This window comes from Pseudoalteromonas sp. NCIMB 1079 (genome assembly GCF_040567695.1).
GTDB classification, from domain to species: Bacteria; Pseudomonadota; Gammaproteobacteria; order Enterobacterales; family Alteromonadaceae; genus Pseudoalteromonas; species Pseudoalteromonas distincta.
Map to the genome: position 1 here is coordinate 1,403,722 of NZ_JBEWZA010000001.1, position 24,654 is coordinate 1,428,375.

At 39.1% G+C, this 24,654-nt stretch carries 22 protein-coding genes; 9 read left to right on the forward strand and 13 right to left on the reverse strand.

Annotated features, from left to right (window positions below; all coding sequences use genetic code 11):
* Positions 1–241 precede the first annotated feature (241 nt).
* The 3 genes from ABX891_RS06450 to ABX891_RS06460 all read right to left on the reverse strand — a co-directional run bounded on the left by ABX891_RS06450 (position 242) and on the right by ABX891_RS06460 (position 5,338).
* The gene (locus ABX891_RS06450; protein WP_002958156.1) at positions 242–1,234 is read right to left on the reverse strand and encodes a carbohydrate kinase family protein; all 993 of its coding nucleotides are present in this window, start codon (positions 1,232–1,234) and stop codon (positions 242–244) included.
* Positions 1,235–1,297: 63 nt separating this feature from the next.
* Complete coding sequence (locus ABX891_RS06455; protein ID WP_354629130.1) at positions 1,298–3,886, reverse strand: TonB-dependent receptor; 2,589 nt, start codon at positions 3,884–3,886, stop codon at positions 1,298–1,300.
* 234 nt (positions 3,887–4,120) lie between these two features.
* Positions 4,121–5,338 (reverse strand): ROK family transcriptional regulator, encoded by a 1,218-nt coding sequence (locus tag ABX891_RS06460; RefSeq protein WP_100218334.1) that lies wholly within the window; start codon positions 5,336–5,338, stop codon positions 4,121–4,123.
* Positions 5,339–5,564: 226 nt separating this feature from the next.
* Here ABX891_RS06460 and fucP point away from each other — a divergent pair, with 226 nt between their 5' ends.
* The 6 genes from fucP to ABX891_RS06490 all read left to right on the forward strand — a co-directional run bounded on the left by fucP (position 5,565) and on the right by ABX891_RS06490 (position 11,999).
* A complete protein-coding gene (gene fucP / locus ABX891_RS06465) occupies positions 5,565–6,872 on the forward strand; it encodes an L-fucose:H+ symporter permease (protein WP_029753314.1) in 1,308 nt (435 codons plus the stop codon).
* A 131-nt stretch (positions 6,873–7,003) separates the two neighbouring features.
* Positions 7,004–7,612: a flavin reductase family protein gene (locus tag ABX891_RS06470; RefSeq protein ID WP_354629131.1), complete on the forward strand. Its 609-nt coding sequence runs from the start codon at positions 7,004–7,006 to the stop codon at positions 7,610–7,612.
* Positions 7,613–7,645: 33 nt separating this feature from the next.
* Positions 7,646–9,301, forward strand: coding sequence for a YHYH protein (locus ABX891_RS06475; protein WP_354629132.1), 1,656 nt, complete (start codon positions 7,646–7,648; stop codon positions 9,299–9,301).
* Positions 9,302–9,310: 9 nt separating this feature from the next.
* Positions 9,311–9,841, forward strand: coding sequence for a hypothetical protein (locus ABX891_RS06480; RefSeq protein WP_335680859.1), 531 nt, complete (start codon positions 9,311–9,313; stop codon positions 9,839–9,841).
* Positions 9,841–11,286 carry an ATP-binding protein gene (locus ABX891_RS06485; RefSeq protein ID WP_024597034.1) on the forward strand — a complete coding sequence of 482 codons (1,446 nt, stop codon included), beginning with the start codon at positions 9,841–9,843 and terminating at the stop codon, positions 11,284–11,286. The genes ABX891_RS06480 and ABX891_RS06485 overlap by 1 nt, the downstream gene beginning before the upstream one ends.
* 38 nt (positions 11,287–11,324) lie before the next feature.
* Positions 11,325–11,999 carry a response regulator gene (locus tag ABX891_RS06490; RefSeq protein ID WP_335680861.1) on the forward strand — a complete coding sequence of 225 codons (675 nt, stop codon included), beginning with the start codon at positions 11,325–11,327 and terminating at the stop codon, positions 11,997–11,999.
* A 24-nt stretch (positions 12,000–12,023) separates the two neighbouring features.
* Here the strand turns inward: ABX891_RS06490 and ABX891_RS06495 are convergent, their stop codons facing one another.
* On the reverse strand, positions 12,024–12,881 hold the full coding sequence (locus ABX891_RS06495; RefSeq protein ID WP_335680862.1) for a PA4780 family RIO1-like protein kinase: 858 nt from the start codon (positions 12,879–12,881) through the stop codon (positions 12,024–12,026).
* 302 nt (positions 12,882–13,183) lie between these two features.
* On the opposite strand from ABX891_RS06495, the gene ABX891_RS06500 reads away from it, so the two are divergent.
* A complete protein-coding gene (locus ABX891_RS06500) occupies positions 13,184–13,459 on the forward strand; it encodes an EF-hand domain-containing protein (protein ID WP_007581281.1) in 276 nt (91 codons plus the stop codon).
* Between the two features lie 12 nt (positions 13,460–13,471).
* On the forward strand, positions 13,472–13,927 hold the full coding sequence (locus ABX891_RS06505; protein WP_024604676.1) for a hypothetical protein: 456 nt from the start codon (positions 13,472–13,474) through the stop codon (positions 13,925–13,927).
* 88 nt (positions 13,928–14,015) lie between these two features.
* On the opposite strand, the gene ABX891_RS06510 is transcribed toward ABX891_RS06505, so the two are convergent.
* The 6 genes from ABX891_RS06510 to ABX891_RS06535 form a co-directional block, all read right to left on the reverse strand.
* Positions 14,016–14,450, reverse strand: a complete 435-nt coding sequence (locus ABX891_RS06510) for a hypothetical protein (RefSeq protein ID WP_354629133.1) — start codon at positions 14,448–14,450, stop codon at positions 14,016–14,018.
* Positions 14,389–15,396 (reverse strand): FG-GAP repeat domain-containing protein, encoded by a 1,008-nt coding sequence (locus tag ABX891_RS06515; protein ID WP_354629134.1) that lies wholly within the window; start codon positions 15,394–15,396, stop codon positions 14,389–14,391. The genes ABX891_RS06510 and ABX891_RS06515 overlap by 62 nt, the downstream gene beginning before the upstream one ends.
* 499 nt (positions 15,397–15,895) lie before the next feature.
* Positions 15,896–17,665 (reverse strand): putative bifunctional diguanylate cyclase/phosphodiesterase, encoded by a 1,770-nt coding sequence (locus ABX891_RS06520; protein ID WP_354629135.1) that lies wholly within the window; start codon positions 17,663–17,665, stop codon positions 15,896–15,898.
* A 428-nt stretch (positions 17,666–18,093) separates the two neighbouring features.
* On the reverse strand, positions 18,094–18,939 hold the full coding sequence (gene yghU, locus ABX891_RS06525; RefSeq protein WP_138489477.1) for a glutathione-dependent disulfide-bond oxidoreductase: 846 nt from the start codon (positions 18,937–18,939) through the stop codon (positions 18,094–18,096).
* 87 nt (positions 18,940–19,026) lie between these two features.
* The gene (locus ABX891_RS06530) at positions 19,027–19,608 is read right to left on the reverse strand and encodes a rhomboid family intramembrane serine protease (protein ID WP_354629136.1); all 582 of its coding nucleotides are present in this window, start codon (positions 19,606–19,608) and stop codon (positions 19,027–19,029) included.
* Between the two features lie 116 nt (positions 19,609–19,724).
* The gene (locus ABX891_RS06535; RefSeq protein WP_182196857.1) at positions 19,725–20,408 is read right to left on the reverse strand and encodes a type 1 glutamine amidotransferase domain-containing protein; all 684 of its coding nucleotides are present in this window, start codon (positions 20,406–20,408) and stop codon (positions 19,725–19,727) included.
* Positions 20,409–20,565: 157 nt separating this feature from the next.
* Between ABX891_RS06535 and ABX891_RS06540 the strand changes: the two genes are divergently transcribed.
* Complete coding sequence (locus ABX891_RS06540) at positions 20,566–21,489, forward strand: LysR family transcriptional regulator (protein ID WP_024597041.1); 924 nt, start codon at positions 20,566–20,568, stop codon at positions 21,487–21,489.
* A gap of 20 nt (positions 21,490–21,509) precedes the next feature.
* Here ABX891_RS06540 and ABX891_RS06545 read toward each other — a convergent pair whose 3' ends face one another.
* From ABX891_RS06545 to ABX891_RS06555, 3 genes are all read right to left on the reverse strand, one after another.
* Positions 21,510–22,244, reverse strand: coding sequence for a dienelactone hydrolase family protein (locus ABX891_RS06545; RefSeq protein WP_354629137.1), 735 nt, complete (start codon positions 22,242–22,244; stop codon positions 21,510–21,512).
* Positions 22,245–22,326: 82 nt separating this feature from the next.
* The gene (locus ABX891_RS06550; RefSeq protein ID WP_354629138.1) at positions 22,327–23,652 is read right to left on the reverse strand and encodes a glycerophosphodiester phosphodiesterase family protein; all 1,326 of its coding nucleotides are present in this window, start codon (positions 23,650–23,652) and stop codon (positions 22,327–22,329) included.
* A gap of 69 nt (positions 23,653–23,721) precedes the next feature.
* Positions 23,722–24,573, reverse strand: a complete 852-nt coding sequence (locus ABX891_RS06555) for a carboxylate/amino acid/amine transporter (RefSeq protein WP_354629139.1) — start codon at positions 24,571–24,573, stop codon at positions 23,722–23,724.
* Positions 24,574–24,654 lie beyond the last annotated feature (81 nt).

The following is a 24,654-nucleotide window of genomic DNA, read 5'->3' on the forward strand; positions in this document are numbered from 1 at the left end:
AGAGTACACCTATTAAAGCTTCACCAATTGCAACTACTTCCATTATCTTTTCCTAAAACTTGCGGGGGTATCGCTTTGTATAACGATACCCTCAGTTAGGGTGAAATTAAAAACGCTTACCAATAGTAAAGCTAAAGACACGAGATAAGACAACGCGCGCATTAAATATAGTTGATTGATCTGCTACCGTTTCACCTGAGTGAAACTTCCCTCTGATAAGTTTCCTGAGTTATTTAGGTTTTTAACATCGACACGAAGATTTAAGGGTACTCGCCGAGATATCATGGAATGTAGGTAGGGCATCAAAGGCTCCAAACGTTGCTACTGTTTTGGCTCCGCACTTAGTAGCAAAGTCGATAGCCTTTGAAACGTTAGTAAAGTTACTTGCCCAGTCAGTAAATTCTGTTTTATTACTCACTAGCGAAGATATTTGATATAAAAAACCACCTACAAACGCATCGCCTGCAGCTGTGGTATCCACAACATATGCCTGAGGGCAAGGATAAGTACCACTAAATGAGCTAGATGAAAAAGTAATAGGCTCGCCACCATCAGTCATTAAAACTAAAGCTACGCCACTATCTACCCAACTTCTAATGGTGGTATCAATATGCTCTATTCCATAAAGCGAGATCAGCTCATCTTTACTCGCTTTAATAACATCAACTGTTTTAGCAACATCCTCAATAACAGATTTAGCTGTGAGTGGTTCATCCCAGAAGGCTGAACGAAAGTTAATGTCAAAGCATGTAACCGAGCCTGATTCTTTAAAGTGTTTTAGCGCATGTAAGGTTGTATTTAATACTAAAGGTTTTGCAAAAGAGCCTGAACAAAAACTCACAATTTTAGGTGTTGAAAATAAAGAGGGCTCTAAATCGGTTATTTGTAAATCGTAATGTGCAGCATCTTTATCGTAAAATTCAAATGTACGTTCACCGTTTTCATCCAACGATACGAACGCGAGTGCCGTCTTCCCTTTTTTTGAAAAGCCAACATAAGATGTGTTTACATTATACATTTTGAGTGCATTTATTAAAAAGCGACCAAATTTATCATTGCCTACTTTACCAAGCAAATAACTTGAACCACCAAGCTTTGCTACGGCTACAGCAACATTAGCGGGTGCGCCTCCGGCAAACTGTGTGAAGTCTAGTTCGCTATTTGATGCCTTATTGTGCATGCAGTCATGTGAGAGTATATCTATTAAAGCTTCACCAATTGCAACTACTTCCATTATATTTTCCTAAAAATTGCGAGGGTATCGCTTTGCATGAAGATACCCTAGATTAGAGTAAAATTAAAAACGCTTACCAATAGTAAGGCTAAAGGTACGAGGTAAGACAACGCGCGCATTAAATGTAGTTGCTTGACCTGCTACCGTTTCACCTGCGCGAGGATCTCCCTCTGATAAGCCTTCTGAGTTATTTAGGTTTTTAACATCGGCACGAAGGTAATAACCGTCTTCGTTTTCAAGGGATAAACCAAGGTTTAACATGCCATACATAGGCAGTTCTGCTGTGTTGGCGTCGTCGGCATAACGTTTACCGCTCCAAGAGTAGCTACCATGAATAGCTGCCATACCCCACGAAAAATCTTCAAACTGATAGCTACTAGTTAATTGGCCAAAGTGCTTAGGCACACGTACAGGTAAGTTGCCGTTTATATCAATAGAGGCAGAGCTTCCATTAGCATCCAAGTATTGCGCCGCTGGTGTGTTTACAAATTCGGGTGATTGGTACGTTGCAGATACACCAATGCGCCAGTCTTGGGTGATTTGCAGGTTAAATTCGGCTTCTACACCTAAGGTTTCTGTGTTTCTAAAGGCTTGACGTTGCACTACTTGACCATTTTCAACAGTAGGTACATTAAAGAATAAATCATCCGCACCGGCGAAGTAACCGGTTACAAATGCTGCGACATCACCTTCGTTATATTTAATGCCCACTTCGGCCATTACCGTTGAAGTTGGTTGTGTTTCACGTCTCTCAGAGTTATTAAATTGATTAATTTCCTCTTGACTAGTTAGGTTGGTAATCGCCATGTATTTATCTACATCAGGCATACGAAAACCATCTGCATATCGAGTGAATACCGCTAAGTCGTCGTTAAATTTGTAATTAGCTGCAACTGTCCATGCCATTTCGTTGTATTCAACATTAAAGTTTCGGTAAGTCCCATCACCAAAGGGCAGGGTAATATTCCCATTGACGGTATCAGTATCGCTGGCAAAACTGTCAATTGTGTAATTAGCTTGGTTTTGCGCTTCCCCATCTGCTTTGAGGGTTTCGTACCTTAGGCCCAGATTAAACGACACATCTTCAAGCTCGTATTCAAAGTCAGCAAAGGGCGCCAGGGTATTTTCACTATAAACAATATCGGCAAAACCATGTGATCCAGACTGAATACCTTTGTAAGTACCGCTGGCAATGTCAAGACCTTGTGCATCTGTAAATACAACATCTAAGCGCTGCGGCAGGGGCTCTACTGATTGCAGTGTATTAATTCGATAGTCGGTAACATGGCCATTAATATTAGAGAAGAATAAGCCAAAATTAGCATAAAGAGTCCCTTCGCCTACATCATCAAAGGTGTAGTTGAATCTGGTTTCGTTTTGAAAGTTATCGCCTTCAAAACGTCTATGCCAAAAGCCTGCGTTTATTCCGTATCCATTGGTGTTGTAGGTATTTACGTTGCTTGAATCAGCCAATACAAAGCCGTTTCCTGCATCGCGTATATCGTAACTTAGGTTACCATCAACCATGGCACCTGCAAGGACATCAGTATTTGCAGCATATATAGCTTGTGCTTTACTAGCTAACGATTCGGCGTTACCTACGTTAATGATGCCGGAAAAGGTTGTTAGCATATCGGTATAACGCATTTGATTTGAAAAGACTAAGTTTTCGTTAATTTCAATTTCGGTTGTATTGCCAAAGTAGGTCACATTAGCGTAGTTACCATCTGCAATATCCAAATCAATGTCGCCGCTTGGGGTGTTATTAAGAGTTAATAAACGCGCACCTGCTGAGTTACCGGTGGTGCCATCTCTGATATCCATCCCGCCTGGGATTGTTTTAGCATTGGTGGTTGAGCCTATTAATGGCTGAGGAATAAAAAAGAATGATCTATCGTTTTGTTTATTAAACTCAAAGCGGGTAAAGCCGCTGCCATCTTTAAAAAAGTGCTTAATATTGCCATTAAGCTCACCACCTTGGTTAGCTGTATACCCCGGATCGCGTGCGGAGTCATCCTTGCGATACCAAGCGCCAACAGCATAGGTTGTCTGATCGTCTATTGATCCGCTAACCCAACCTTGTCCACCTAGGCGGTTGTTGCTGTTGGTTTCAAAAAACACATCACCTTGGGTATCATCGGAGCCTTCACGAGAAATAAAATTAATAAACCCAGCTGGCGCGCTACCAACAAAAATTGACGAGGCACCACCACGAATAGCTTCAACGCTGCCAACAAAATTAGACAAACGGGTAAAGCGATCATTTTGAGTAAATAAAATATCTTGATTATAAAACACGGTCATACCATCACGAAGTAGTGCTGTAAACTCTGTTTGCGTTGATAACGGAAAGCCTCGTGGGGCTACGTTGTTACCGGTTTCTCCACCGGTGTCTTCGGCATGAAAACCAGGAATACTTCGCACTAATTCAGCAACACTGTGCGGAGCCAATTGCTCTAACTTTGCTTCGTTAAAGGTAGTTATTGCATTAGTTGATTCGATTTTCTCTTTTGGCCGAGATGTTCCCGTTACAATGATGCGCTCAAACCCTAAATCACTTTTTGCTTCTTGTTGCTCTTGTGACAAGACGCTAGGGGATATGGATAGACCTACAGCGACTGCAATTAGAGTCATTTTTGCTGATACTTTCATTTTTCTGTTCTCTCTTTGTTGTGTGTGTATACAAATTTGCGGTTTTATTAATCAAACATGTCAGTGTTATCAAATTTGTAAATAGAATGTAGAGAACTTAAAATAATAAATCAACTATTATTACTTATTATTTTTTGTACAGCTTTTTGATTGTTTAAGTGAATTTTTTACCTCTGATAAAAAATAAATAAGCAGCCAACGTTACCGATGGCTGCTTTTTAACTTTAAAGTATATTAGTGGTGTGAAAGGCTTGCGTGATCTTGAGAAAAGTTGATAAGTAACGGAAGGTTAGCGCAGCCTACTGATTGAGCCTTGGCGCCAATAGAGCCACTTTGTACTTCACAGCGATTAATACCGCGATGATCAGCCTGGCTCAATTTTAACTTTGTTGCCAAAACTATTTTTTCTCTGACATTGATAGGAATGGCGCCATCAATGACAATTGCCTCAAAATCAAAAATAGCTAAAGAACACAATGCCGCGTAGGCGAGGCCATCTGCAACTTGGTCTATCCACTTATCGAGTACGGGGCCTAAGTCTCCCCAATACTCTTTTGAACTCCATAGTATGTCAGTATTGTAGCCATCACCTTTGAGCATTTTTTCGAGAATATACAGTGATGATTGCATAATAAGTTGTTGGGAGGTTAGTTGTCCTTCACTATTAAGCATAGGCCTAGGTAATGAACCTATAGCGCCGGCATTACCTTTTTTACCAGTAAATAAGGTTTCGTTTATAACAACTCCACCACCAATAAAAGTACCAATAAAAATATATAAAAAATCGCTAAAACGAGCAGGATTACCAAAGCTTAATTCAGCTGAACAAGCAGCGGTATCATCATTACATACATACACGGGAAGATGTACAATTTGATTTATTTTTTCTTTAAAATCAAAAGACTTCCATTCATTCAATACTGTTTTTGGAGCGCCGGCTTCTTCTGTCCAGTTCCAAATTTCGTAAGGGGTTGCAACACCCACACCTAAGATACGCTTGGCTAATTCGTCACTTAAGCTCATTTTAAGTACGCTGATCCCTTTCTCTAAAAAGGTTAGCAAGCTCTGTACTGTGGGGTAAGCGCAGTTTTCGTGCAAAGTTGCGCGTATATTTCCTACTAAGTCAATCAAGGTTAAATCAAAACTGCGACGACCTACTTTTAAGCCAATTCCAAATGCACCATCTGGATTTAACGCAAATGGGATGGTTGGTTGGCCAACCTTACCACGCTGAGGGTCTTTCCGTATTAATAACGATTCGGCTTCTAAACTATTGATAATTACTGTGACGGCCTGTGCTGAAAGCCCTGTTTTTTGTGCAATTTCAGCTTTTGGAGCACTACCGTGTTGGCGAATTAATGACATAATTCGGCGTTCATTATGAGCACGCAGGCCAGATTGGCTTCGGCCTTCTTGTAAAGAGAGTCGAGGGTTTTTAGATTTGATAATTATTCCTACCTAGTTGTTATTATCTTAAATAACCTGATTAATTGTACACCGAGTGTGTGTAATTGGCGACTATATTAGCTTTATTGCCGGGTTCATTTCTTATTATTAAATTTACGACAGAGTATAAATAAGTCACAGGAGGTCAATAAATAACTATAGTTGATTTATTGACGGAATGATATTTAACTGGTTAAATGCTTTACTTAACATTAACAACTGAGACACGGCAATGACCACACACACACACACACAAACACCTCTTGTCTCCAAGGAGATGGTGGTTCCCTTTATTTTACTTGTTCTGTGCTTTGCTGCATGGGGAGCTGCGGCAAACATGACTGATCCGCTAGTAAAAGTGTTTAGTAAAATTTTTACTATGTCGTCAGTGCAGTCTGCATTGGTACAATTTAGCTACTATGGAGCTTACTTTTGCCTAGCTATTCCGGCGGCATATATCAATAAACGCTTTTCGTATAAAACAGGTGTGTTAACCGGTTTAGGGATGGCTGCAATCGGAGCATTTTTGTTTTATCCCGCCAGCCAAGCAATGACTTATGGTTTTTTTTTAGTGGCTTTGTTTGTGTTAGCTGGAGGCTTATCTATTTTAGAGACATCAGCAAACCCTTATGTAATGGGAATGGGCACCCAACAAGGTGCAACTCGCAGGTTGAATTTGGCGCAATCATTTAACCCTGTCGGTACTAACATTGGTGTTTTTTTAGCCGCTACCCTTATTTTACCAAAGCTCAATACCGCAACCTCTGGTGAGCGCACAAATATGAATAGTGAGCAATTAACTAGCATTATAAGCGCAGAACTTGATGCAGTTATGGTGCCTTATGTTGGTATGGCTTGTGTGTTGGTTTTTATTTGGTTGGCAATTGCGTTTACTAAAACACCTAATTTTTGTAAGCAAAAAAAAGTCTCTAAGCATGTAGAATTTAGTGCAACGTTTAAGCGCTTGTTTAAAAATACCCATTACCGCTTTGGTGTTATCGCCCAGTTTTTTAATGTTGCGGCGCAAACTTGTGTATGGACATTTACCATCCAGTACGTAATGGAGGCACTCGATACAAATGAAGTTACTGGGGGAAGTATTTTACAATACAGTATGATCACCTTTTTAGTTTCTCGATTTGTAATGACCTGGCTTATGGGATTTATTCGTCCTGCCAAACTGTTAATGGCAACCTCTATTATTGCAATGCTGCTGTGTTTTTATATGGTGAAAATGCCAAATATAAGTGGCGTATGGGCGCTGGTAAGTATATCGGCTTGCTTGTCGTTAATGTTTCCAACTATTTACGCGATTTCACTACATGGGTTAGGCGATGATGCAAAACTAGGTGCTGCTGGTTTAGTAATGGCTATTTTAGGTGGAGCGATAGTTCCTGTATTCCAAGCTGTGTTTATTGATACATACAGTGTCGCGTTTTCTTATGTTGTGCCTGCGGGGTGTTTTATTATTGTTGCAGCTTATGCTGCATTTGATTTAAAAACAAAAGTCAGAGTATTCAATAATGTAGCGCCTTGCTAAATGGATTGAAAACCGAGCCTGAAGGCTCGGTTTTACTTTTTAACTTTTCTCATTTGTAAATCTTCTTTAACCCCAACCTTCATCGGATTAAGATATTAGGCATGTTGATATTCTTATTTAGTTGAAAAAATATGTTTTTAGATCTCACCGAAAATACCAACCAAAATGTTTACTCTTACTTAGTAGGCGGTATCAGCCCAAGGCCTATCGCATGGATAAGTACATTAAATAGCGAAGGTAGTGCAAATATTGCGCCTTATTCATTTTTTACTGTGGCTAGTTGCAAGCCAGCTGTTTTAAGTGTTACGCAAGTAAACCCTAGTGATAAAACGAATAAAGATACGCTCAGTAATCTAATGGCAACTAAAGAATGTGTGGTTAATATTGTCAGCCAAGAGCTAGTTGAAAAAATGAACCAAAGTTGTGCAAATTATCCTAGTGATATAAGCGAGTTTGATGCAGCTAACATTGCCCAAGCTCCAAGTAAGTTAGTTAACGCGCCAAGCGTTGCCGATTCAAAAGTACGGTTTGAATGTAAGTTACGCGAAGTTATTAGTATTTCAAATGAGCCTGGCGGTGGAACAATGATGTTGCTGGATGTAGTGGGTATTTGTATAGACGATGAAGTGATGAGTGGTGGCTATATTGACCCTGAATTATTAAATGCAGTGGGCAAAATGGGCGGCGATTACTTTAGTACAACCAAAGATAAGTTTTTGATTAAAAGGCCACAGTTGTAATTTTAATATAGATTCTTCCTTTGTTTGTGCACATTGTTTGCACTTTTACTTGTTAACTTTGTTTTATTAAACGTTAAAGTAAAGGTTCAAGCATTGAAAACACTTCTTAAAACAAAAGCCGTTAATGCCACTAAGTTATTTGCGTTAAGCGCGCTTTGTATTGCTTTAAGCGCATGTAATAGCGATTCTACAAGTACTACAACAGACGGCGAAACGGTCAGTAATAGTGCTCCAACTGTTGACGCCGGTATTGACCAAACTGTTAATGCGGGCGATACCGTTTATTTAATTTCAACAGTTGAAGATGATGGCGAAGTATCTGTTAGCTGGTCACAAACATCAGGCACTACCGTTAGTTTATCTTCAAGTACTGCAACGTCTACTGAGTTTGTTGCACCTGAAGTTTTAACCGATGAAGCACTTGTATTTGAGATCATTGCAGATGATGGCACAAACGATGTCGTTGTAGATACAGTTATAGTTAATGTGATTGCTTCATCAGACTCAGATACAGTTGATAATAGTGCAAAACTTACCAGCTGGTTAATTAACAACGATACAACTTCTACATACATACAAAATAATGGTGCAGTGGTTGAAGATGTTCAATCAGTTGAGGTTGTTAGCGTTACTGAGGAAGATGCTGACGTTGAATACATGTATGTGCAAACTACTGACATTCCTAAATATGATGTAACGCTTACACAAGACCAAGTAGACGCGTTAAATAACCGCCCGCGTGCAGCTACCGATTTTTATAACGGTGTAACTTCTGCAGCAGTAGGGCAAACCATTTCCTTTGGTGAAGATATTGGCTATAACAGCAGCACTGAAAACTGTGATGACACAGGCGGTGCAGGTTATTGGCCTCCAGGACCGGGTTGCCCAACAGAACAAGCGGTTGAAGCGTATTTTCCGCTAACACCTACCGATTTATCTGACGCTGAAACTTGCGAAACAGGTTTAGGTACAGTTGGCTTAATGGTTAATGGCACCAGTATATTTAACTGGGGCGATGGTATGAGCTACGGAAATAATATTTGGTATACATTAGCGCCCATTGCTGAGCAATATGATGTTGATGTGTGTGGCGGACATGCTGCTAACGGTGAATATCATCACCATTTTTATACGAGTTGCTTAGCTGATTTACTCGAAGATGATGGCGATGCGCATTCACCTATTTATGGGTTTGCAGCTGATGGCTATCCGCTTTATGGTCCTTATGAAAGTAACGGACAACTAGCATTAAGTGGCTGGGAAATGCGAGATTACGGTGCACCTACAAGTGAAGGGGGTTGTGGTACTGAGGGTGAGCGAAGCTGTACCTTAGTTGATCAATACGATGTTAGCCAAGGTACACAAACAAGTGATGCAGGTCCTGCTATTGGTGCACAAGTAACGACGCTCTCTGGTAACACATTAAATGCCGACGATGGTTATTACTTTGAAGATTATTACTACGCGCAAAAAACAGTAACCGGTGCTCAATTAGATGAGCATAACGGCCACGATACTAATGATGGTAAGGGTTATCACTACCATATAACACTAACGTTAGACAGTGATGGTAAATTACAGCCTTCTTTTCCTTATCAAATAGGGCCTCGTTTTAAAGGTCAATTAGCCGATAATTCAATTGGTCGCTGTGATACTGGCGAAACAATGGGTCCACCACCGGGAATGTAAGGAGTAACTATGCGTTATTTTAAATACGCATTGATCCTAACTACTGCTGTGCTATCGAGTTTTAAGCTCTTTGCGCAGCAGGAAATGATGGATCATAGCCATATGCCTATAGCAGTGCCAAATGACACGCCAATCCCGGCATTAAGCCTTAAGTTATTAAAAGATAGTATGTCGGGTTATAACTTAATTTTAGATACACAGCGTTATGATTTGTCTGTGCCGCCAGAGGGCACGATGAACATGCAACAAATGATGGGCGTGACAACAAACCAAGACACCGGTTTTTTACAAGGTCATGCTCATTTATACATTAATGGGGTTAAAATACAGCGAATTTACGGACAAGCGTTGCATTTACCTGCTAACTTATTTAAAACAGGTATAAATACCGTATCGGTTACTTTAAATAATCATGGTCATATGTATTGGACCGCTCAAGGTAAAAAAATAGTTGCTACGCTGTATGTTAACGACCAAACCAAAGAGTTTATAACATACCGATTTGAAAGCTTTCCTAGCAAGGTTGAAAACACGCATTAATGAAAATTCATAATAAACTTTTTTTAATACTATTTAGTTTTACCTTTAGTGTTATTGCAGGGCTGGTGGTTCTTATACAGTGGAGCATAGGGCAAGGCGTAATTGATTTTGTTAATGCAAAAGAGGTGAAAGCGCTTGAACCACTTGTTGTGCAATTTGCAAAGCAATATGAACAAACACCCTCATGGGAGCGTGTTGTCGGCAATGGCGAAAACTTTAGAAAACGTGTTGAATCGCAATTAGAAAATAGCCAGTTTTTGCCTAGGCCACAAGAAGGTCCAGGTCCGCGTGGGCGAATGATGCGACGACCGCCGCCAGATCATATTCGTTTAGAGGAAGATCGCCGCCCACCGCCAGAAAATATTGCTCACTACGCTTTGCTTGATGAAAATAAACAGCGAGTAGTGGGTAGATACCTCAGCGATTTAAAATATATAACAACCCCAATTATTGTTAACGATAAAATAGTGGGTTACTTAGCAGTTTCTAAAAGAGATAGCTTGGTTGATGGCTACGAGCTTGATTTTTTACAGCAGCAAACTAACTACTTATGGTTTATTGCTTTAGCTGCGGTATTGCTAACATTAATGGTTACTTTTTTATTGTCTCGTCACCTAGTAAGCCCTGTAAAGCAAATTGCTAACGGTATGCATCGCTTAACGCAAGGTAATTACGAGACCAAACTCACGCTTGAGCGAAAAGACGAGCTAGGACAGTTGAGCGAAGATTTTAATACGCTTGCATTTACACTCGCTAAAGATGAGCAAGTACGTAAGCGTTGGCTTGCTAATATTTCTCATGAGCTTAGGACGCCAATGAGTATTTTACTCGGTGAACTTGAAGCTATGCTACTTGGTATACGAGAACCGAACGCAAAAAATATAAGTTCGGCTAACGATGAAGCCCTACATTTAAAACGCTTAATAGACGACTTGCATATGCTCAATAGCGCAGAGTTAGGAGGTATGCACTACACTATGCAACCTACTGATATGGCGTTATTATTAAATACTATTGAGCAAAAGTATCAGGTTTTGCTTGAACAACATAATATAAAAATATACCTACTAAATAGCGCTAAACACATAACTGTACAAGCAGATAAAACACGCCTTTTGCAGCTACTCGATAATATTCTAATGAACGCAGTACACTATGCACAATGTACAACTATTTCTTTAACGGCTAATAATATAAGCATTAAAGGGCAAACTTATTTAGAGCTTATAATCGAAGATAATGGCGTAGGTGTAGATCAGTCGCATTTATCGCATTTATTTGAGTATTTATACCGAGTAGATAGTTCGCGTAATCGCCAAGAAGGCGGTTCTGGCTTAGGTTTATCTATTTGCCAGCATATAGTTAAAGGTCATAAAGGTGAAATCGCTGCAGAAAAAGCCAGCTTAGGCGGCCTTGCTATTATTATTAGATTGCCAACTATTTAGCTTATAAAATAAAGTTAAGGTTACTTACAGAGATGCCTATGAGTGAACAAATACTAATTGTGGAAGATGAAGTAAAGCTAGCTAACTTAATGAGTGACTTTTTAAGCAGCCATCACTTTATTACTCATCAAATACATCACGGGAAAGAAGTATTACCTTGGCTTGAAATTAACAGGCCGAGTGTAATCTTGCTAGACATAATGTTACCAGGTCAAAGTGGTATTGAACTGTGTAAAGCAATCAGGCGCTTTTCAAACGTGCCTATTATTATGGTATCGGCAAAAGTAGAAGAAATAGATAGGCTGCTTGGGCTGGAATTAGGTGCAGATGATTATATTTGTAAGCCGTTTAGCTATGCTGAGCTGGTGGCACGCGTAAAAGCTATTTTAAGGCGATTAAATAACGCAAGTGACGTTACAGAGTCAACAATGAAGCTTGACGAAAGCAGCTACAGCGTAAAATTTAAATCAAACAGTATAGAATTGACGAACTTTGAATTTCAACTATTTAAACCTTTGTTTAACAACCCAAATCGTATTTATTCGCGCGATAGCTTAATGGACACTATGTACGCCGATCAGCGTATTGTGAGCCACCGTACTATTGATAGCCATATTAAAAAGTTGCGTAAAAAACTAGATGAAGTGACACAAACTGAAAGTGTTATCCAGTCTGTTTATGGGGTTGGCTACCGGTTTGTGCATCCACAGTAAGGTGGAATGAGCTATGACGATGAGTTACTCATCGTCGTCAGCATTTTTAATTCGCTCTAAACGGTCAAACTCTTCGTATTCGGCAGCTTGAATTTCATCAAGAATAGAATCTACATCAGCAAGTTCGTCGCTGTCTTCAAATTCACCTGTAAGCGTTGAATTAGGCGTTAAATTGGCCTCTTCAAATAGTGCCCACATTTCTTTAGCGTATTGAGTTTTTAGTATGCTTGGCGCAAATTCACCATAGTAGCGGCGTATGTTATTTACATCGCGTGCAAACATAGCTTGTGCACTGTTATTTGCTGAAGCGTTAACGGCTTGCGGTAAATCTATAATTACAGGGCCGTTATTATCTACAAGTACATTAAACTCAGATAAATCACCGTGTATTATACCTGCGCAAAGCATTAGCTTAATGTAATGTATCATAAGTTTATACTGCTCAATCGCTTGCTCTTCACTAAAAACGACATGTCCTAGTTGAGGGGCCACGTTACCATCTTCATCAGAGACGAGCTCCATAAGCAGCACGCCATCAATACAAAAGTAAGTATCAGGAACACGTACACCCACGCCAGCTAAACGAGATAACGCATCAACTTCGGCATTTTGCCAAATTTCTTCTTCTAATTGGCGGCCATAGCTAGAGCGTTTACCCATTGCACGCGCTTGGCGTCCACCACGCACTTTTCGGCCTTCTTGATATTGTGCCGCTTTTTTAAAACTACGTTTAACCGCATCTTTATACACTTTCGCACAGCGAATATGTTCACCACAACGCACAATAAATACATCGGCTTCTTTACCGCTCATTAGTCGGCTTATTACTTCGTCAATAAGGCCATCATCAACAAGAGGTTCTAGGCGTTTAGGTATTTTCACAGATTGCCTGCTAAGTAGGGTTGGTTATTAATCATTATTTATGAAAGTGCTCTGTATTTGTTTGTTTAATTGGCTCAAGCAGTATATCAGCTTTGAGAATTAAGGGCAGTAACACTACTGCCAGAGAGTAATTAATCGTATTATTTTATTAGCTTATATATTGATTGCAAAGCAATCAACCAGAACTTTTTTTGAATCATCAGTTTTTATTAAAAATAATTTATTACTTCCTCATTATTTGCACATTGTTTGCGTTTTTAAAGCGTAATCTTAGTTTAATTCTTAAATACGAGGTTATTACTATGAAGCATTTTTCAACTCTTGCCACTGTGGCAATATTATCTATTGCTTTTTCAGCTAATGTAGCTGCTCGAGGCGGTGACAATCCTCCTGAAAAACCTGACTTTTCAACTATTGATACTGATGGGGATGGCGTAATTAGCTTTGAAGAGTTTAGTGCTAAAAAACCGCCGCACGGTGATGCACAAACAATTTTTGATTCTATAGATGCCGATGGTAATGGCGAAATTAGTGAACAAGAGCTTAGCGATCATAAACCACCTCGTCGTGAACGTTGAAAGGATACTAAAATGATTAATAATATTGGCAGCAGCTCTGCGAGTTTTGTGCCGCAACAAAGTAGTCAAGCTGCAAAATTAACAACAGAGCAAAGTGATTTCGTTAAAGAAACGCTTGCACAGTTTGATGCAGAAAACTTAACTAGCGACGATGCGCAAAGTATTCAAGCTGCATTTAAAGAACAAGGTATTGAACCAACAAAAGAGCTTGCTGATTTAATGGGCGAACTCGAGTTTGATGCTAAAAGCATTGGTGATGCAGGAAGAGCTGAAGGTCAAAGGCCGCCGCCACCGCCACAAAACTCATTAGAATCAGTCGATACAGACGAGGTAGTGAGCTACTTAGATGAGCTCTTAACTGAGTATTCAAACCAGTTGTCTGATGAAGATAAAGAATCAATCCTTGCATCAGTGCAAGAGAAATTTGGTTTAAGTGAAGGCGACTCGCTGCTAAATGTAACTGCTTAGGTGTTATAACTTAGAGTAAAGCTGACTGTTACTCGAAAGTCTTAAGTCCAAAGCCCAACGGTTAACTCTGTTGGGCTTTTTTATTGGCTTAATTTAACCGTGTTTCTATTTTGCTGGTGCCATCTTCTTCGGTAAATTTAAATACAAAATCTTTTTTACCGTCTTGGTTTATATCTACTAGAAGAATATCTTTATTATTTTTAGGCAGCGTTAGCTTTAATTTTTTGCATTTATCATTTAGCAGTGAGTCTTGCTCTCCATAATAAATATACAGCGTTTTTTTACTGTATTTGTATACCGCATCAATATAGTTATCGCCGTTAATGTCACCTAAATAGAGAACCGGTTCTGATTCATCGCCATTCATCCCCACTTCCATTTCTAAATCAAGTTCAATACTCGATTTATTGGCAAATGAGCCGTCGGGTTGCTGCTTATAAAGATTCATTTCTACATCTACATCAGTACTGCCACCGCCTAATGCCATAGAGGCGATAGTACCTAAGCCAATATCTAAGTCCATTTTTTTGTAAATCAATTAAGCCATCATTATTAAAGTCAGTTTTGAGCAATAACTCACTAGGGCCCTGTGTTTCAAATAAGGTAATGGGCGTATTAGTAAAACCTTTAGCACTCCCTAGGTACAAAGTATGTGCTATTTTTATATCTAACGAATCCATACCTTGTGTAGGCTTAAACTGTCTGGTTGTAAAATCTAGAAATCCGTCGTTATTAATATCAATAATTTGCTTTATTTTGCGAGTCTCGCCATTGCTTAGCTCGCCTAGCTCAATGTTAAAATCAATTGAGGTAAGCTTTTGCTCTAAGCCCTCTGAATTAGCAAGTAGTACATCTGCTCCAAAGTCATTTGAAAAAACCAGGTCGTTTAATCCGTCGTGGTTAAAATCGATAACCACAGGTTTATTGTTAATATTAACTTCTAAAGAAAGCCCTTTTCCTGAAAAGCGGCCTTCATACTTAGGCGTTTGTTTAAATTTGTTAGGCTTAAAGCTGCCATCTTTATTTTGAATGTATAAAGTACTGCTTGCTAACCCGGGGATAAAAATATCGCTTAGACCATCGTTGTTAGCATCGAAAACAAAGTCTACTTTTTCAAATTTATCTATTTTTAATTGATTAAGAACCGACTCATAATTAAACAACAATGTTGGTTTACCTGCTTGGGCTTTATATACGCCATCACTTGTTAGTACGAGTGCTTGTTTATCGGTGATGTTAGCAAGTGTTGCCACATCAAACCCGATGGCGTTTTTTGGTAAAGCAAGTTCACTACTAAGTGATGTAAGTAAATTGATGGCTTCTAATTGTTTTGATTCTTTATTATATGCAAATAAAATCTCTGAATCGGTTGATACTAATTCATCCGTTGTTTTTATTGCCATTGTTTGAGCTATAACGCTTATGGGGGTAAGTAAAGTGATGAGTGAATAGCAAAGTGGTTTTATCATGCAAATTCCTTTTTTATATTTAGTTGTATCGTTAAAGTTTTTATTATTTAAGCAGCGTCAGCGCATAATTTTGCCTACTATCCAGCGCTGGGGCTTTTTCGTTTAAACGTAATATACATATGTAAGTTGGATTATATTTAGCCTACGCTAATTACTATTTACTGGGTGTAAGCAATTGTAAGATTATGTTTTAGGAAGGGGCTGTTGACCTTTAAGGATTGAAATTTGTTCAATCTAAGGACGATTTAATCGCGGCGCGAGGTTTGTAACCTAGTAACAAAGAGTCTATCTCCCTAGGCAGAACCTTTGGGCAGCGCATGTTTGGCATTAATACTACGTTATCAACTATGTATGGTTAATAACCACACTTCATAGGCTCTGCCTTGCTTAAATACCAGACAGTCTACTGCAAATTCAACCTCAAAAAATAAACAGGCCCTAATAAGAAAGGTTGCGCATAACTCATATGGTAGCTAAGCGCTTTTAGAGGTGTTTGCTATTAACTACATTGCTTATTTTGCTCATTTAAATAAGCATCTACAAAACCTACTTCCATCGGTTTTGAAAAGTAATAACCTTGTAGGTGAAATACACCAATTTTAGTGAGTGTGTTTGCTTGCTCAATAGTTTCAACGCCTTCTGCAACAACAGTAAAATCTAAAGTAGAGGCCATTTGTACAATTGCATGAATAATACTTAACCCTCTTTTATCCATATTTTGAATAAAGCTTCTGTCTATTTTTACTATATCTACACCAATATCAAGCATGCTTGATAGTGATGAGTAGCCTGTACCAAAATCATCAATTGAAATACAAAAGCCTTGTTTTTGTAGTGCTTTAACGGCTGTCAAAAATGTGAGTTTATCCTCGGCAAATACTGACTCAGTAATTTCTATGTGTAGGTTTTTAGGTTCTACCTGGTGGCGATTTACTATTTTTAATACCTTAGATACAAAATCAGGATCTTGTAGCTGAATAACCGATACGTTTACGCTTATAGCAATTTGTGGTTGTAAGTGACTTAATTTTGTTGCTTGTATACATGCCTGTTCTATTACCCAAATACCTAACTCGGTTATTAAACCGTATTGCTCGGCAATAGCTATAAATTCATCAGGGAAAATATTTTCACCATCTAGTTGCCAGCGTAATAATGATTCAAAAGAGGTTACTTTTGAGGTTTTGCTATCAACAATTGGTTGAAATACTAGCCTTAAACTATTTTCTTCTATGGCACTGGCTAAGCGTTGACTCAAAAGATACTCTCTTTCTTGTATTAATTTGAGTGAATCGTTATAAATATTGATATTACCTTTCGCCATGCGTTTTTGGTGATACATTGCAGTATCAGCAGAGCGAATTAAAGTATTAAAATCACTCCCGTGCTCAGGATACATGGCAATACCAATAGTTGCAGATACCCATTTTTGATATTTATATGTTTCATGCTCGGCACCAATGCTTTGAAGTACTTTATCTGCAAACTCGATAAGCTCAGCTTGTTTTTGATACGTTGCTAAAATTAAAAACTCATCCCCGCCCCATCGGCATTTAAATAGCTGTTGATTGCATACATTACTAATTCTTCGTGCTATTTCTTTTAATACTTTATCGCCTACTTTATGACCCAACGAATCATTTATTTGTTTAAACCCATCTAAATCTACAAATAATAAAGCAAAGGGTTCTTGAGGGTTGTCTGCTAGTTGTCTGTTTGCATTTTTTAAAAATGCGGTTCGGTTTAATAGATTCGTAAGTGGATCGGTATTCGATAAACGGTAGATTTCTTCTGTGCGTTGCTCAACCTTGTTTTCCATTTCATTAAGCAGCTCTCTGTTTTGGTTTTTGAGCTTGATTGCGCTGTGTGTAAATGTGGCTGATTTGTACGATGAAGCCACCATAATAGCAGTAAATGCTAGGCCTAAAATACCGAGGACAGAGTTGTAGTTTTCGTTAGAAAAGGTTAATAAAAAAGAGTAGGGCGCCAATAAAATAATGCTATAGAGTACAGCGGTTACTCGACTTCCTGAAAGCAGATTTGCAGAGCCTCCTGCAAAGGCAGATAAAATAGCAATCGTGGTTGTCGTCTCTATTGCTGATGAGGTGCTATGAAACCAAAGTGCATACCCACACCACGATAGCGCAGTTAAAATACACCCCGTTGAAAATCTTTTTGAATATGTGTCAGCATTAAATAACGGGCTATCCTTTTTGGTTTTATAAAACCACATTACATCAATAGCGCGAGCTGCTAATAAGATAACCATAATGCTTAGCCAAATACTTTTTTCGTAGGATATTTTCTGGTTATTTAAATCAAAAGCAAACACTAATATAAAACTGACTACAATCGAAATGGCAATGCCAGAGATGGCATTAGAGTATAAATTTTAACGGATTCTCTGCGTTCTTCACTATTTAGATTTTTATATGGCACTAAGTAAAACCTTATACAAAAGTCACTCCAACTAGCGATGGAGAAACGTTCAAGAAATACTGCAAATATTCCAGATGAACAAAAGCGTATTAAACATCGATTAGTTAGGCTCTAATCCTGAGTATAGGAATAAATATAGTTTATGAAAGCAAAAAAAAAGCTAGTACAGTAAAAAGGCTCATAATAAATAATCATTATGAGCCTTAAAATTATTAAGCAGGTTAAAGTGTTAACGACTTTACTTGCTGTTTAGTAGATTTAGCCTTCGAAATCACTATCGTTATGGCGCTCTGCCATTTGATCTTCTTCAGGGCCCCATGTGCGATTTACGCGGCGGCCGCGCTTTACAGCAGGGCGATCAGCAACTTGTTTTGCCCAACGAACAACATGAGTGTATGAGGCAACATCTAAAAATTCAGCTGCGTCATATAAGTCGCCTAAAACAAGCGAGCCATACCAGGGCCAAATTGCAATATCGGCAATTGAGTATTCATCACCCGCCATGTATTCATTTTCGCTTAAATGACGATTTAACACGTCAAGTTGGCGTTTAGTTTCCATAGTAAAACGATCAATAGGGTATTGCATTTTACTTGGTGCGTAACTATAAAAGTGACCAAACCCACCACCTAAGTATGGCGCTGAGCCCATTTGCCAAAATAGCCAGTTACGACACTCTGTTTTAGCTTTTAAATCCTTAGGGATGAGTACATCAAATTTTTCAGCCAAATACTGTAAAATAGAACCTGATTCAAAGATGCGAGTAGGTGGTGTGGTTGAATGATCCATTAGCGCTGGGATTTTTGAGTTTGGATTAATATCAACAAAGTCAGATCCAAACTGATCGCCATCACCTATGTTTATTAAATATGCGTCATAGTCTGCATCGGTGCAACCAAGCTGTAAAAGCTCTTCAAACATGATTGTAGCTTTTTGGCCATTTGGCGTAGCAAGAGAATAAAGCTGAAATGCGTGCTCGCCAATAGGTAGAGTTTTGTCATGAGTCGCGCCTGCAATTGGGCGGTTAATGCTGGCAAATTTACCGCCACTTTCACTTTCCCACGTCCATACTTTCGGTGGCGTGTATTCGTTTTGATCACTCATAAATAACCTCAATGTTAAATGGAAATGTTTAATACTTACTCATAAATGTGGCCATAAAAAATTAATTAAAGGCCCTAAATATTTAATTTACCGACCTTTTAATTTATCGGCTTTTGCTAATCTATAACCTAAAAACAACCCGCTTAGCGCTCCAAATAAATGGCTTTCAAACGATACATGATAGCGCTGAGGTAAAACACCCCATATAAAACCGCTATAAAGTATAGCCACTACAACTGCAATTATAATTGATTTTAATGAGCGTCTTACTAAGCCGTAGCATAGAATAAAGCCCCATAAACCATATATAACACCGCTTAAACCAACATGTATGTTACTGCGCCCAAATGCCCAAACTAAAAGTCCACCGACTAGAGCGGTAAAAATAAATACGTTATAAAAACGTTTTACGCTGTACTGGCAAATTAGCCAACTTAATACTACAAATGGGATCATATTACTGGCAAAGTGCCACCAGCTACCATGTAAAAAAGGTGCGCATAGTATGCCAATTAATCCTTGGATACTGCGTGGATATATGCCTAAACCATTAAGATTTATGCCAGGTAGACTATTGATCACTTGTAGTACGAAGCAAATAACAACAATACTAAATATTGCGAAACAGGTACTAGTTAGTAATGACAGTGTGGTTGGCTTGGTTGCCATATAATCGCCCTAATTGACTTTAAGAGTTGCCAGTATAGGAATTGTATTTGCTAATGAAAAGCAATTAAAAAAGCACAGCATAAAATGCTGTGCTTAATTTTAATTATTACTCACTATTAACCTAATTTAGTTAATAGTTTTTTTGCAGCTAGTTCAGAGCTTGCTGGGTTTTGGCCGGTAATTACTAAACCGTCTTCTAGCGCTAATACACCCCAGTCGTCAGTTTTTTGATAATCACCACCTTTTTTAATTAGCTCGTCTTCAACTAAAAATGGCACGATATCGGTAAGTTGCACTGCAGCTTCTTCAGAGTTAGTAAAACCAGTTACTTTTTTACCCGCTACTAATGCATTGCCATCGGCATCTTTAACATTTAAAAATGCAGCACTTGCATGGCATACCGCAGCAACAGGTTTTTGCTCTTTTACAAAGCTTTCGATAAGTGAAATTGAATCTGTGTTGTCAACCAAGTCCCATAATGGACCGTGACCGCCTGGGTAAAATACAGCGTCAAAATCGCTAGATTTAACCTCACTCAACACTTTAGTGTTTGCCATTAATGTTTGCGCCGCGCTGTCTGCGTCGTAACGTTTTGTTGCATCTGTTTGAAAATCGGCAAGTGTACTTGTCGGATCAATGGGTGGTTGGCCGCCAGCTGGAGACGCTAATGTTACTTCAACGCCTGCATCAACAAATGCGTAATAAGGGGCTGCAAATTCTTCTACCCAAAAACCTGTTTTTTCGCCAGTGTTACCAAGTTCTGCGTGAGATGTAAGAACCATAAGTATTTTTTTAGACATTGAATATATTCCTTCTGATGATTTGAATTAGTTTATCTTGCTTACCAATTACTATATGCACTAACACTGCTTTAAACAACGATGATAAATTTAACTTTATTGATTTAATTATTGATACAATAAAAAGGTTGAATTTAAAACACACTACGGAGCATTTATGAAAGTGTCGTTTGAGCAGTTAAAGAGCATGGTTGTATTTGCACAAATTGTAGAGCAGGGCAGCTTAACCGCTGCTGCCAAACAGCTAGGGCTTACGCGAGCAGTTGCAAGTTATCATTTAAAAAAATTAGAAACGCAGCTTGAAGTTACTTTATTAAATCGCTCAACCCGTACCATGGCGCTCACTGAAGCAGGCATTGCTTATTATGAGCGTTGTAGAATAATTACCGAACAAGCTAATGCGGCTAATCAGCAAATAGAAAATATAAAGAGCGAGCCACAAGGTTTACTTAAAATTAGTTGCCCAGTAAATGTGGGAATGCAATTAATTGTGCCTGCAATAAATACGTTTAAGCGCCAATATCCTAAGATTCAAATAGACTTACAGCTTACTGACGATGTGGTTGATATTATTAAAAATGGGTTTGATTTTGCAATTAGAGGCGTGGCACTGAGTGACTCTAACTTGCAGGCAACCAAGCTGACTACAATGAGCACTTGTATTTGTGGCGCGCCGGAATACTTTGCACATTTTGGTAAACCTAAAACGCCTTTAGAGTTAGCAGAGCACCAATGGGTCGTTTATCAATTGGGCAGTAAAACATTAACACTTCAAAAAGATGGCAAAAAACACGATATTACAATGCAAGGCGCCTTAAGCACCAATAATGCCGCTGCTCGTACTGCTTTTGTTGAAGCAGGGCATGGTATTGGGCGTATTCCGCTTTACGATGCGTGGCCAAAAGTGCAAGCTGGACTGCTTGAAATAATATTAGATGATTATAAAAGCAAAGATATTGAGCTTTACGGGGTATTTCCGCCAGGAGCAGCGGGCTCTAAAAAGCTACGATTGTTCATTGATTACTTAAAAGCATATTTTGTAAAGCAGCATACCGCTTTAGGTATGCTGAAAAGTACTTAATGAGTAGTTTTTTAAAGCATTTATAAAGTTCGGCTAAATAATGCCACCGCTTGTTGATACATATTTATCGCAAGGGCTGCATCGTATCGCTCACCTTCATCACGCATAAAGGCATGCTGTGCGTTAACTTCCTGCCACTGGTAATTGATGCCCGTGCTTACACATTGTTGGTATATTTTAGCGCGGCCTTCCTGTGACACATGCGGGTCTTGTTTACCCCATATAAAGTGAATTTCGCCTTGTATATCAGCCATACGCTCGAATGAGTTATTTCCAGGTTGCGCAGGTAACGTATTGCTGTGAATATCAGTTGCGTATAAACAAAAAGCCGCATTAATTTCAGGATTTAGTGCCGCTCTGTAAGCTAAGTGACCGCCAATACATACGCCCATTGCGCCGACGGAGCCTGTGCAATAGCTTTGTAATCTAATGAAGTCGATCATAGTTTGTGTGTCACTGTCGTGGTGCTCAAGTGGCTTTGCCCATTTGTCGGCATTGCCTTTGTCTTTACCTGTATCATCATAAGCAAGCACAGTGCCTATAGGGTTTAACTCATGAAACACTTCAGGCACTAACACTGCAAAGCCATGGCTTGCTAAAATAGCTGCGCTGCGTGCGATGGGGGCAGTTTGCTGAAATATTTCAGAATAAAAAATGATAGCAGGAAACTGTCCTTGCGCTTGAGGGCGATATACAGTTGTTCGCATTAAACCTGTCGGTGTTGGCAAGTCAGCATTATGTTGTTGGATTATCATAAAAAGCGCTCAGTAAAATAAAATTATATATGCTGATATGGTAACTGAGCGCGATAAAATAAACGACTTTTGTAGTCTGTTTTTAAATACTTGCAGGCATTTTATTACAGCTGGCGTAATAACTTACCGTAGCCGGCCAATCTGAAAAAATACCCATTACCCCCACGTCCTTTGCGAGTACGTCGACTACTGTCATCATGTCGCCATCGTTATCTATAACATCAGCAATTGATTGATAGTAATAACCGCCACCTTCATTAAGCGGGCCCGAGCGCTCAAGGCTCCATGCAATAAGCTTTAAACCAGCTGCTTTTGCGTCAATAGCGTATTGCGATGGCACAATATTACTTTCGTTATCTATTGTTAGCATCATCCAAATTGGAGGAGCTAAAATCTTAACGCCATCGGCAACAAGTTCATCCATGCCCGGTTGCCATGTTTGTGGGTTACTTGGATCAAATCCGGCTTCACTGTCGCGACCATCTAGGTAAACGCTTTTATCTGCAAAGTCAGGGTTATTGTTAATCCAGTATTTTACGTCTTCAAGGTTAAATGATTGCGGATAAACTTTTGAGGCTGGCACACCCATTTGCGTGTACTCGTCTAGCATTTTTTGCGCATATTGTTTTTGTGTCATTCCATCAAATGGCATACTTACTTGTGGCGATTTTAGCTCTGGTGTCATTTTTACACCTAGCTCATTAAACAGTGCAATGCTTTGTTTATGGGTCATCAATGTGCCGTTGGTGGCATATAAATCAGTGCGCCAACTTGGTGTGCCATCCATGTAATCGGCAACGGTTGTTGCATTAGTGTTTGCACCATCCATTTTACCTTCAAGGGTTAAAAACTCCGCTAAGCTTATATCGCTGGTACAACATTTTGCAGAAGCGGCAATACCATTAGCAGGGTCGGCTGGTGTAAATGGCACACTGCATTTAGCTGCAAGCTCAGGAATGGCTAAAATATTAGTTGTGGTATGTAAATCGCATTGAGAGTGGCGACAAACAAGCTCTTTGTCGTTTGTAAATGTAACATCGCATTCAACAATGCCAGCGCCCATTCTCGCTGCCGCAATGTAGGCTTCTTTAGTGTGTTCTGGGTATTGCATTGATGCACCGCGATGACCAATAGAAAAATCGGTGCGGTAAAAAGGACCTTCGCTGCATGACTCTAACTTTGTTTTTAGTGTGCTTTGCGCCATATCGTTAACTAAATAGTCAGGGCGAGTCCCTAGCTGAATATTTACTCCTTCAGCAACCTCTACAACAATAGGCGTAGGTACTTCAACAATTTCCACTTCGGTGTTGGTAACAACCACTTCTTTTTCTACTATTTCTACATCGTCGTCGCAGCCAGCAAGTGTGGCTAACAATATACAGCTTGTAAGTAAGGTAATACGTTTCATTGTTTATCCTTAAAAAGTAAAATTTGTACTACCTTAATGATTATTAATGACGATTTTGCTACAAGCTTATTAATTTACTTTTTTATTAAGCATTTGATTGACCAATAATGCACCTAACATTATAGCAGCCCCAATACTTAACCGAACTATATCGGCATCTCGGTTCCAGATCAGCACGTTAATTATAATCCCAGCTGGGATAAGCAAGTTATTCATAACTGCCAAAGCACCTACGTTGACAAGGGTTGCGCCTTTATTCCACATAAAGTAACCAAGTCCTGATGCAACCAACCCTAAATAAATTAGTATGCCCCACTGTGTGATAGTGGTTGGTAATTTGTTTGAGTTACCAAATAATGCATAGCAAATTGTGGCAATAATAAGTGCGCCTATAAAAAACCATCCAAATACGGCTTTGTCATCAAGCTGATTGTTATTCATTAAGCGTTTGTAGGTAACTTGGCCTACAGCAAAACTTATATTCGCCCCTTGAACGATTAATAAGCCGATTATGAAATTGCTATTTAGGTTTTCGTAACGAATAGTAATTGCACCGATTACAGCAATAAGTGCGACTATAAAAAAGCGTGGGTTAAAGCGTCTGTTCAATCCATCATTTAGCAGGGTAATGTACAAAGGAGTCATTACAGTAAATAGCAGCACTTCGGGAACGGTTAAAAATAAAAATGAGTGGTAGTAAAAGCTATACATAACACCAAGTTGTATAGCGCCAATCAGCATAAGCTTTAAGGCTAAAGGTTTAGGCGTTTGTTTGAGCTTTAAAAAAGGTAAAAAAATCAGTGTTGCCAGTGCTATGCGTATTAATACGCTAAACCAAGCGTCAACTTGGCCTGCTAAATACACACCAATTAAACTAAACGAAAACGCCCAAAGCAAAGTGACTGCAAATAAGTACTGCATAACCATCATCTTTTAATAAATATTGAGCTAAGTTTATCTGTTATATGTGAGGGTATAAACAATAAAAGCCCGCAAGCGGGC